The organism is Betaproteobacteria bacterium (genome assembly GCA_016194905.1).
In the GTDB taxonomy this organism is placed as follows: Bacteria; Pseudomonadota; Gammaproteobacteria; order Burkholderiales; family JACQAP01; genus JACQAP01.
This window is the reverse complement of the sequence record JACQAP010000028.1, coordinates 211,933-221,991: the sequence shown is the minus strand read 5'-3', so window position 1 is coordinate 221,991 and position 10,059 is coordinate 211,933. Positions and strand designations below refer to the sequence as shown.

Here is a 10,059-nt window from a genome sequence, read left to right as displayed (position 1 = left end):
ACCGATTCGACCCGGACGCATCGAGCCACACGCGATCAAACGAAGACCGAAAAACCACGCGCTGCTGACAGTACCTCGACAGGTTGCGCGCGCCGCGATCATCCGTGCACGTCGGGCTTATGCTTAAGGTAGTGCCATGACGATCAGACTCCATTTCTTCCCTCTGCTTCTTACCTATTCTAAATTGCGGCCAAACCAAATCGAGTCTGACCCTGAGCTCTCTGCTGAGGTCTCCCATGAGCCACACCCCCGTCGGAGAACTATCCTACGCCCCCGACATAATCCCGTCAGCCGCACAATTCAGACGGTAGACCCCACAAGTTTGACCCCACAAGTTCTGGAGGGTGATGCCTGGCGGAATGCCTAGAGTCGGGGAATGCCTAGGGTCGAGCCTGCGGAATTGCATTGTTTATGCATTTATGCAGGCCGCTCCCCTGCTGCCCCAAGCACTGTTGTCACGTCCCCGGTGCAACTGCCGGTTGGGCGTCATTTGTACAAGATCATCCAGATAATCAGGAAGCCAGCGGCGAGCCCAAGAGCCCCAGTGAACCAAACCAACTTGCGCGTTCTGAGCCGAAGGATTTCCACAGCCTGCACGAGTTGGGCGTTTTGCTCTGCGAGAGATTTGATAAGTTGCGCCGACGTCACTGCCTGGTGTGCAATTTCCGCCGTTCTCGCCTCGAGAGCCAAAAGCCGGGCTTCAATGGCAGAGAGTTGATCGGAATGAGTCGAAGATGATTCGTCAGATTGCTCGTTTGCAGGTGAAGGCTGCTTCTCCGTTCGAGTAACGCTGCTCCATAACTTTTTTGTACCCTCCACGATCGATGGAGCAGCGGTGACCACTTCCTTCCAGGGAATTGCCTTGAATGCTGCTGCAAGCCAGGGTATCGCCATAGTTTCACTCGCCTCCGGAAGAAGGCACCCAGTCATTTGTTGGGCGGCTCACCTGGACGCCCGTTCTTTGTAGGGCGCAATGCCTGGGGTCTGGTCTGCCTCAGCACGCGAACACTCTTTACGTCCTCGCCGTGTTCGGCTACTCATTTCGTTTTGCGCCGGTCTGTGCTTTCTCGCCATGCTGCGTCGAAGGCGACGCGCTCATTTTTTCTCGGGCAGGTAAGTCGCCTGGCGGGCGGCCAGTTTCCAGCCGTCGGGCGTCTTCGTCCAGACATGCAAATAGCGCGAGTGCAGCGTCTTGTCCTCTCCCTTCAACGTGACATCGACGTGCGCTACACCAGTGACCACTGCGGTATCGCCGTACAACCGTATCTTGGTGTCTTCGCGCGCCGCCTTCCTCACTTTGGCATCGCCGGCCTTCATGTAGTCGAGGAATGTCAATTTCGATACAGACCCGCCGCCGCCCTGGTTGTAGAAGAACTCATCGGCGAGCAGAGCGTCCAGCGCGGCCCAATCTCCGGCAATGAGCGCCGCGTATCGATTCTCCTCCAACTGATTGAGGTCTTGTTCGGTACCGCTGACCGCAACGTTTGGAAAAACGATGACCAGGACCGCGGACAACCAAAGCAATTGAACGAAACGTTTCATATCTGTTCTCCTTTATGTGGCACGATCGAACGTCGCAAAAGGGTTTAACTCACTTCTCCGCGCCACGTGTTTTGTGACCCCACGTGTTTTGCTGAGATGTCATGTTGGTTTCACAGCCCGCAACTGAAAACCGACGCGCGGAAAATGCACATGCACCGTTCCGGCACGCGCGTCGCTGCGGCGGAGGCTGTAACGCGTGCGGGTGGCGGCAACCAGTTCGCCTTCGGTCGGCTCCAGGCCGAAGCTTTCAGCGGTGACAGTGACGCGGCTTCCGAGCGCGATGCCGTGATCGTCCTGGAATACCTCTTTCTCAACGCCGGCCGGCTTGGATTGCGCCGCCACGGCGATCGCGGCCAGAGCGTCGGACATCTCCATGCTGCCCTGCCCGAAGGCTGCCATGCGGCCCATCCAGACGGAGAGGCTGGGCGTGGCATCGAAAATGCCGGCCAGCGGCGGGATGCGCTTGGTAAACCAGAGCGCGTGGTAGCAGGAAAAATCGGCCAGGCTGGGCTGCTGGCCCATCACATAGGGTTGGTTATCTACCATGGTCGCAATCCGGCGCAGATACGACTTATAGGTTGAGGTCGCATCGCCTGGGTGCATGCGGCTTGCACCGGCGCGCATTTTGGCGCGGTCCTCGGCGAATGCGCTGGCGACTTCGGGTGCGTCGCCCTGGAACAGGAATGCGGCACCAGTCGGACTGAAGCTATAGCCCATCGCCGCCCAGAACAATGTGGAGTCCGCCCACTGCGCGACGATTCTGACCGCGCCGTTGCTGCCTTGCGGATAGAGGCTGGGCGACGGCTGGCGATGCTCCAGCACATCGCAGATGAGCGCTGTGTCGCAATAAATGTCCGCACCGATTTGCAGCACCGGAGTGCGCCGATAGCCGCCCGTTAGCGCCACCACATCGGGCTTGGGCATCATGCGCGGGATGATGACCGACTTCCATGCCAGTTTTTTGTAGCCGAGGACCAGGCGGATTTTTTCGGAAAACGGCGACATGGAGTAATGATGGAGGATCAAATCCGGCATGACGGGTCCTTTCAGCGTATGGCTGGCATGCGCGCGCAAAATTTCACGCGCTGACCTGGGCGAAAACTCAGTCTCGGCGCAGGTCCGAAGTTGGGAACTTTAACACTTGTCGACGGCGGGGGGCCGCGGCCCCGCGCATTGGTAGCTCGCCTTGAACGCAATCACGCCGTGCACACCGTCGCGCGAGTCGGGCACGTCGCCCTTGTATCCCGGAATCACATGTTATGTGTGCGTGCCAGACCCCTTGCTGCTCGCTCACATCACCGCGGGCCAAGCAAGAAACAAGACTTGACCCATGGTTTGTGACCCCTGGTTTGTGTTCGGACCGGTTTACGCGCGGCTGGCCTCGATCACCATGTCAGACCTGGTGCTACTTATAGACGGTCGACTAATAGTCATCTTCGCATTAACTTTCTAGAGCATGTCTATCACTGAACTCTTCGCACAGAACGTTCGCGAGCTTCGGATGAAGCGCGGTTTCTCTCAAGAGGAGCTTGCGCATCGTGCTGGGCTACACCGAACGTATGTAGGTGCGGTCGAGCGGGGCGAGAGAAACATAACGCTGCTAAACGCTCAACGAATTGCTGAGGCCCTTGGCGTGACTCTAGATCGATGTGTCCGACTGAACGATGAAAAACGAAGAAAGCAAACTTCAAAGCGCTCTTGACGAAATTCTCTCAGCTTATCAGAAGGGGTTTTCTGAAAAGGTCTATAGCGATGAGAACGACGATCATGACTTACTCATGGATGTCTACGGGATAACCCCCCTGCTAAAGCGCGAGAACCGGCAGTACTGGGGACGTGAGCTTGGAATGTGTTGGCAGCGCTTGGTGGTTGAGATTTGTAGACAAACTCGTAAGGATTTTGGTCCAGCCTTGAGATTAGGAGCGGATGAGCCCTGCGATCTGACAGTGGGAAATCTTGCAATCGATACGAAATATCGAATTGGCTCTGGGGATTCTGGGACACTCAAGAAGTTCAAGGCCTACGGCCCTATTCTTGAAGAGAAAGGCTTTAAGCCGGTGCTGCTCATTGTTCGCGAAGACAACCTCGGCGCCGCAATTACCGCCTGTAACACTGGAGGGTGGACTGTCACAACCGGGCAAAAAACGTTCGACTATTTACTCGAACTAACAGGGTTCGATGTCAAAGCGTTTCTGCACGAAAGAGCCCAAGCGTTCCCGGTTGTGCGCTAACTTTCTTTTCCGTCCTAACAAGCTCCCCCAACCTTCTTCTAGCGATCGATGCGTACTCCGGGTTGATCTCCATTCCTACGTAAGTGAACCCAAGGTTCTTTGCGGCAACGAGTGTAGTACCAGACCCAGCGAATGGGTCCAGCACGATATTGTTTGGATTTGGTGGAACCAGTAACTCAATAAGCCGTTCCATCAGTGGCAGTGGCTTGACTGTGCAGTGCAAATTGAATTCTTCGGAGTTCGATCTCGGCAAGCCTTCGAGAATATTGCTTTGGAAGCTCCCGTCGGCATTTTCGGCTTGAAATAGCCCGACGTCGTACTTATGTAGGGTTTCAACGTAATTGTTCTCAAGCGGTTTTTGAACTACGACGATTGCCTCCCACTCGTTTCGTAGACAACTGTGCCAACCCTTCCACCTGTCCGGATCCGAGTCACCAAGCTTGCGCAATTTGGCCGCAACGTTTAGGCCCTTTGGAATACCGCTGGATCTCCGATAGACGATACAGTCTCTTGCATAGAAACCTGCGCGCTCCAGAGCCACCTGGACGTGAGCCATTGTTCGTGTGCTATTGAATGCCGCGACAAGTGCCCCGGGCTTGCAAACACGGTAGACCCGCTCCCCCCATTGGTGGCACCAGGACTCGTACTCAAGAATATTTTCGCGATTCTTCTCGTACCAGCGCTTGTTTCTGACGCCACCGGCCAAGCCGCTCCCATAGGGGATATTCTTCACGAGTGTTTTGGAGTCTTTGACTCGTGCTAGACGGCGCTCTATTTCTCCGGCGTCCCACTTGTGGCCTATAAATTCGTAGTTGTACGGTGGGTCCGTGATACATGCGGCAATCGAGTTTTCAGGTAGCTGAAGCAATAGGTCGCGACAGTCGCCGACAAGGATGGAATTTTCGTTGTTCATGGCATCTGTACTGGGAACCGAAATGCTACTCATAGTATGCAGCCGCTGTCCTGTCGTCAAGTCTGGCTTTGTAAGTGCCCGTCGATACTGAGTGCTGGGTCTATCTAGATTTAGGCATCATGATAAACAGCTCCAAGATTAGGAACATGTTCATGAAGCTATAAGCAAGCTTCCAATATCATTCGACAAATTCCGGAGCATGCGGAAGAGTGTCCGTCTGCGGCTTGTCGTGGTTGATCCACAACGTGGCGTGTTCCCGTTCGAGAATCGCCGCCAGTTTTTCCATCGAGGCCAGGCTCTGTTCCTGGTTGAAATTGCGCGCCGGCACCCGCCGGCTTTCCCAGTTCTCGCGGAAGTGAACCGCGTCGCCGGATAACAGTACCGGTCCGGTCTTGGGCAGGCGCACCAGCAACGACTGGTGGCCGGGCGTGTGGCCCGGGGTGGAATAGATCGTCACAGAGCCGTCGCCGAACACATCGTGATCTCCTTGCAGTCTCACGATCGGCACCGCACGAAGTTTCTCGTAGAGCACGGGATTGAAATTGAACTTGGCGGGCTCTGGCCCGAACGCGGCATCGTATTCCGCCTGCTGGATGTACAGCGTGGCCTCGGTGAACAGGTTGGCATTGCCGACGTGGTCGCCGTGGAAGTGCGAGAACCCCAGATACTTGATGTCGGTCGGTGCAATGCCCAGTTCGCGCAGTTGGGATTGCAGGGTCTTGCGCACACGCAGGGTCAGGATCCCGCCACCCACGACCACGCCGTCGGGCTTGTCCGCCACGGTGTCGGAGATGCCGGATTCCCACAGCATCCAGCCTTTGCCGTGGCGGATCAGATAACAACTGTCGCTGAATTCGCGCGGCTGACCCACATCGACGCCGGGCGACCAGACCGAGACGTCTTTCGTATCGCTCTCGCCGCAGTACAACACGGCCATGCGCTGGACGCCTTGCGCATCGCCCGCGCGCGCGGGCGCGGCATAGAGACAGACGATGGAAAACAATGCCGCGCAAAATCGAATCGCTGTCGTATTCCGGTTCATCGCCATGTTTCCTCCCGTTTCGCGCATGGAGCAGCCATTCTACGCGCTCTCTCCAGCCGGCAAACGCAGCAACCGGTCAGCACTCGTCGTTGTGGGATCACGATCCTCCGGCTAGAATCCCCGCGATCATGCAGACGACCACGCCCCAGAGCAAAACAGCGCAGGCAAAAAGCGGTTCCCGCGTGAAGCCGGCGGGCAGAGCGCCACGTGGAGGCATCGCGCCGCCCGGGCGCACGGTGCAATCCCTCGAACGCGCCTTCTCCATTCTCGAATCGATCGCGGGCAGCAATCAGCCACTGAGCCTGGCCGACCTCAGTCGCGCAACCGGCCTGCACACCAGCACGACTTTCCATCTGATCAAGACGCTGATCGTGCTCGGCTACGTCATCCAGGACGAGGCGAGGCGTTATCGCATCGGACCCCGGCTGTTCATGCAGGCGGCCGGCGCCTTCAACGAGGTCGAACTCGTGAACCTGGCCATGCCACACCTGAAGCGCCTCGCGGAAGAAACCGGGGAAACGACCCATCTCGCGGTCAGGGCGGATGCAGGTATCGCGGTCATCGCCAAGGTCGATGCGCGTTCTTCCATTCGCAGCAGCGAGCGCGTCGGCATCGTGCGCCCGGCATACTGCACTGCCATCGGCAAGGTGCTCCTGAGCGCGCTTCCGAAAGAGGATCTCGACGCCTATCTGCGCAGCGGACCGTACGAAGCCTACACGCCGAAGACGATCACCACGCCGGCCGCGTTGCGGGAGGAGATCAAACGCGTCGCGGCGGCCGGCACGGCTTACGACGATGCGGAGTTCAACCATGAATTGCGCTGCATCGCGGCGCCGGTACGCAATTTCACGCAACAGACCATCGCAGCATTCGGCATCTCCGGGCCGGTATGGCGTGTGACCCTGAAAGACATGCAACGATTGAGCACGCGCGTTGCCTCCATCGCCGACGACCTCTCGCGTGATCTCGGCTACCGCGCGCAAGCGAAAAAACCCGCCATCCCGCGCAACCGCAGCAAGCGCGTTAGATCCTGAACCACGCTGTCTAGGTCTTGAACCACGGAGAACACGGAGGAAAAACAAGAACGACGAAGATCAATGTGCGGGTTGGAGATGTCAGTTCACGAACCTGTTCGATCAAATATCACCGCAATTAGATCATCAGCTTATGGAATTTCAATCCATCCATCTTCTTTCCTCTTGCATTTCCTCCGTGCTCTCCGTGTTCTCCGTGGTTCAAGACCTAGACAGCGTGATTCAAGAACTGGATGGTTCCGAAGCCGCGATGCGTCCCGCGCGCCGTCCCGAAACAAAAGCCCAGGCGAGATGATGGCCGTGGCCTTTGAGCAGCAATCCCCCCTGCCCGGTCGAGCCGGCGGCATACAGTCCGGGAATCGGCTTCCCCTGCGCACCCAGTACGCGATGGCGGGTGTCGACCGCGAGGCCGCCTTCGTTGTGCACGAATACCGGCTTTACCGGTCCCAGTGCAATGAACGGCGCTTCGCCCTTGCGTTCGCCGACGGCGGATTGCAGAGCCTGAGGTGACATTCCGAGTTTGCCCGCAAGCTCGGCAAGGCTGGCCGCCTCGGTGTAAACGTCGGGGCGGTTGCGGCGATAGTCGGGCACGTAGGCGTAAGCAATGCCGGGCGCGGTCGAGATGAAATGCGGCCACGCCGAGAACTGCTGCGCCAGCCGGCCGTCGATCAGGATGTAGCCGAACTTGTCCGGCTGATCGGCCAGCGCCAGCGCGGGACGATCGCGTTCGTCGCAGAAGCGTTTCCCTTCCTTGTTGACCAGGAGCGCGCCGTGCTCGAACAGGCTCTGCGAGGGAGCCAGTGCGGTGGTCAGGAAATCCATGATGAACGGACGCAGCAGCGCTTGCGGGACATGGCCCATCGCCCATTCCATCGCCCGCGCGAGGCCGCGCCACGGCGGCAGCCGGCGAACCAGCGTGGGTCGGATCGGCGCGATGAAGCGGATCTCCGGCCCGAGCGCGAGATCGCCGTTGATGATCTGCGCGCCGAGTGCCAGCGCAAGCTTCTGGCCGTCGCCGGTCGCCATCGCGTTCACGCCTTCGACCTTCGCCTGCTGAGCTCCCATGTAGCGCGACTTAAGTTCAGGATCGTTGGTGAAATCGCCGGCCGCGAGAATCACGGCACGGCGGGCGTGGAAAATCCGGCCGTCACTGCAGGCGACTCCCGTCACGCGGCCACCTTCATCTATCAGCGAAGTCGCGCGCACGCCAAGCCGCACGTCGACGCCAACGCCGCGTGCATGGCGACCGAGGTGGTAGATATAGGACAGCGAGTTCGGCAGCACGTTGTGCATGCGCGGCTGTTTGTGCGGCGGCTCGGGCATCGGCCCGTAGAAACGCACGCCGAGCGACATCAGCCAGCGAAATGCATCTGGCACTTCGTCGCAGAGGATGCGGCGCAGTTCGTCGTTGTCGCGGCCCGCCAGTTCGCCGGCAAACAGCGGCATGTCGGCATAGTGATCCTGCGGCCGATCGGAGATGCCGCGTTTGATCTGATGCGGCGTGCCGGTTGCGGTGATGGAGCCGATCGACCATGCCGTCGAACCGCCGAGCTTGCCGTTCTTCTCGAGCAGCACGACCTGCGCGTCGGCAGCGCGTGCCTCGATCGCGGCGGCGAGCCCCGACCCGCCGCCGCCGACGATGATGACGTCGAATGCCTCTTCCGGTTTCATCACGTGCAGCTCTGTCACACGGCTGCGACGGCGCGGCCGGCACTGCTGCCGGCGATGCGTCCGAACACCGCGCCCGACATCAGTCCGGTGCCGCCGGGATAGTTGAAATAGAACAGACCGCCGACCAGTTCCCCCGCCGCATACAGTCCCGGCATGGCCATGCCGTCGGTGTCGACGACTTGCGCATCGGTGGTAATGCGCAATCCGCCGAAAGTAAATGTAATGCCGCAGGACACCGCATAGGCCTCGTAAGGCGGCGTATCGAGAACGTTGGCCCAGTTGGATTTGGGCATCGCCAGGCCTTCGGTGCGACGGCCGTCCTTGACGTTCGGGTCGAATGCAATGTCGGTGCGTATTGCGGCGTTGTAGGCGCGTATCGTTTCGAGCGCCTTTAACGCGTTGACGTCCTCGAGTTTTCCGACCAGTTCTTCGAGCGTGTTCGCCGTTACCCTGGTGACCTGGCGGATGCGGTATTCGTCGCGCAGCAGATTCATCACCTTCTTGTCGAAGATCTGCCAGGCGAACTGCCCCGGCTGACGCAGGATGACCGCGCCGTATTTCGCATACGTGTAGTTGCGGAAGTCGGCACCCTCGTCGACAAAGCGTTCGCCGTTGGCATTGAGCATGATGCCGAACGGATACGAATGTTTCTGGAAACCGTCGCCGACGGCGAGGTCGCCGAACTCGGGCGCGTTGCGATCCCAGCCCACCGCGTGGCAGCCGGACCAGTTGCCGCAAGGCGCCGCGCCGGCGTCCAGCGCCATGCGGATGCCGTCGCCGGTATTGAAGCGCGTCCCGCGCACCTTGGCCAGATCCCAACCCGGGCCAAGATAGCGCGTGCGCCATTCCGGATTGGATTCGAAGCCGCCCGCGGCGAGGACGACCGCCTTGCAACGCAGCGTTCGTGATTTTCCCTGATAGCGCACGTTGAGTCCGTGCACGCCGTCGTCGCCATGCAACAGCGACATCGCGCGCGCGCCGTAGAAAATGCGGATGCCGTTTGCATCCGCCGCCTTCTTGTGCGCCTCGACCAGGCCGGGACCGCCGCCCCAGGCTTCCACCGTCAATCCGCCCCAGAACCTGAAGCGGCCGTCGACCTTGAACGCCTGCCGTCCGTAGATCGGCACGAAACGGAATCCCTTGCCGCGCAGCCACATCATGGTCTGCCTGCTGCGCCTGACCAGCAACTCGACCAGGTCCGGATCGGCGCGATTCTCCGTCACCCGCGCCATGTCGTCGAAGAACTGGTTTTCCGTGTAGGCGCCGAAGTCGGTGCGCGCGATTTCCTCTTCGGTGAGATCCGGCATCAGTTCGCGCAAATCCCCGAGGCCGTCGTAGGCGAAGCGGATTGCACCGGCCGTGAAGCGGGTATTGCCTCCGGACTCGTCTTCGGGTGCGCGCTCGAGCACGATCACCACTGCACCTTGTTCGCGCGCCGCAAGCGCCGCGCACATCGCGGCATTGCCCGCGCCCACCACTACCACATCACTGCTTTCCGGAAACATCAGCTCTCCAAGGGTTGCGTAGTTTTGCGATATTGTAGAAAATGATTCGACATTATCGCAATGCTGCGCGGCACCAGCCGCAACAAGACAGCGCCAAAGGCAGTTGATAAGACCGACAAGG

At 59.3% G+C, this 10,059-nt stretch carries 10 protein-coding genes; 3 read left to right on the top strand and 7 right to left on the bottom strand.

Annotated features, from left to right (window positions below):
- Positions 1-486 precede the first annotated feature (486 nt).
- The 3 genes from HY067_19415 to HY067_19405 all read right to left on the bottom strand — a co-directional run bounded on the left by HY067_19415 (position 487) and on the right by HY067_19405 (position 2,577).
- Positions 487-894 carry a hypothetical protein gene (locus HY067_19415; GenBank protein MBI3530121.1) on the bottom strand — a complete coding sequence of 136 codons (408 nt, stop codon included), beginning with the start codon at positions 892-894 and terminating at the stop codon, positions 487-489.
- A 201-nt stretch (positions 895-1,095) separates the two neighbouring features.
- Positions 1,096-1,542, bottom strand: a complete 447-nt coding sequence (locus tag HY067_19410; GenBank protein MBI3530120.1) for a nuclear transport factor 2 family protein — start codon at positions 1,540-1,542, stop codon at positions 1,096-1,098.
- A gap of 99 nt (positions 1,543-1,641) precedes the next feature.
- Positions 1,642-2,577, bottom strand: a complete 936-nt coding sequence (locus tag HY067_19405; protein ID MBI3530119.1) for a glutathione S-transferase family protein — start codon at positions 2,575-2,577, stop codon at positions 1,642-1,644.
- Between the two features lie 421 nt (positions 2,578-2,998).
- Between HY067_19405 and HY067_19400 the strand changes: the two genes are divergently transcribed.
- Both HY067_19400 and HY067_19395 read left to right on the top strand, forming a co-directional pair.
- The gene (locus tag HY067_19400) at positions 2,999-3,244 is read left to right on the top strand and encodes a helix-turn-helix transcriptional regulator (protein MBI3530118.1); all 246 of its coding nucleotides are present in this window, start codon (positions 2,999-3,001) and stop codon (positions 3,242-3,244) included.
- A complete protein-coding gene (locus tag HY067_19395; GenBank protein MBI3530117.1) occupies positions 3,207-3,773 on the top strand; it encodes a restriction endonuclease in 567 nt (188 codons plus the stop codon). The genes HY067_19400 and HY067_19395 overlap by 38 nt, the downstream gene beginning before the upstream one ends.
- On the opposite strand, the gene HY067_19390 is transcribed toward HY067_19395, so the two are convergent.
- Positions 3,724-4,686: a site-specific DNA-methyltransferase gene (locus HY067_19390; GenBank protein ID MBI3530116.1), complete on the bottom strand. Its 963-nt coding sequence runs from the start codon at positions 4,684-4,686 to the stop codon at positions 3,724-3,726. The two genes, HY067_19395 and HY067_19390, sit on opposite strands and share 50 nt — an antisense overlap.
- 178 nt (positions 4,687-4,864) lie before the next feature.
- The gene (locus HY067_19385) at positions 4,865-5,734 is read right to left on the bottom strand and encodes an N-acyl homoserine lactonase family protein (GenBank protein ID MBI3530115.1); all 870 of its coding nucleotides are present in this window, start codon (positions 5,732-5,734) and stop codon (positions 4,865-4,867) included.
- Between the two features lie 122 nt (positions 5,735-5,856).
- On the opposite strand from HY067_19385, the gene HY067_19380 reads away from it, so the two are divergent.
- Positions 5,857-6,762: an IclR family transcriptional regulator gene (locus HY067_19380; protein MBI3530114.1), complete on the top strand. Its 906-nt coding sequence runs from the start codon at positions 5,857-5,859 to the stop codon at positions 6,760-6,762.
- A 222-nt stretch (positions 6,763-6,984) separates the two neighbouring features.
- Here the strand turns inward: HY067_19380 and HY067_19375 are convergent, their stop codons facing one another.
- Both HY067_19375 and tcuA read right to left on the bottom strand, forming a co-directional pair.
- Complete coding sequence (locus HY067_19375; GenBank protein ID MBI3530113.1) at positions 6,985-8,433, bottom strand: FAD-dependent oxidoreductase; 1,449 nt, start codon at positions 8,431-8,433, stop codon at positions 6,985-6,987.
- A gap of 14 nt (positions 8,434-8,447) precedes the next feature.
- Positions 8,448-9,938, bottom strand: a complete 1,491-nt coding sequence (gene tcuA / locus HY067_19370) for an FAD-dependent tricarballylate dehydrogenase TcuA (GenBank protein MBI3530112.1) — start codon at positions 9,936-9,938, stop codon at positions 8,448-8,450.
- Positions 9,939-10,059: the final 121 nt, after the last annotated feature.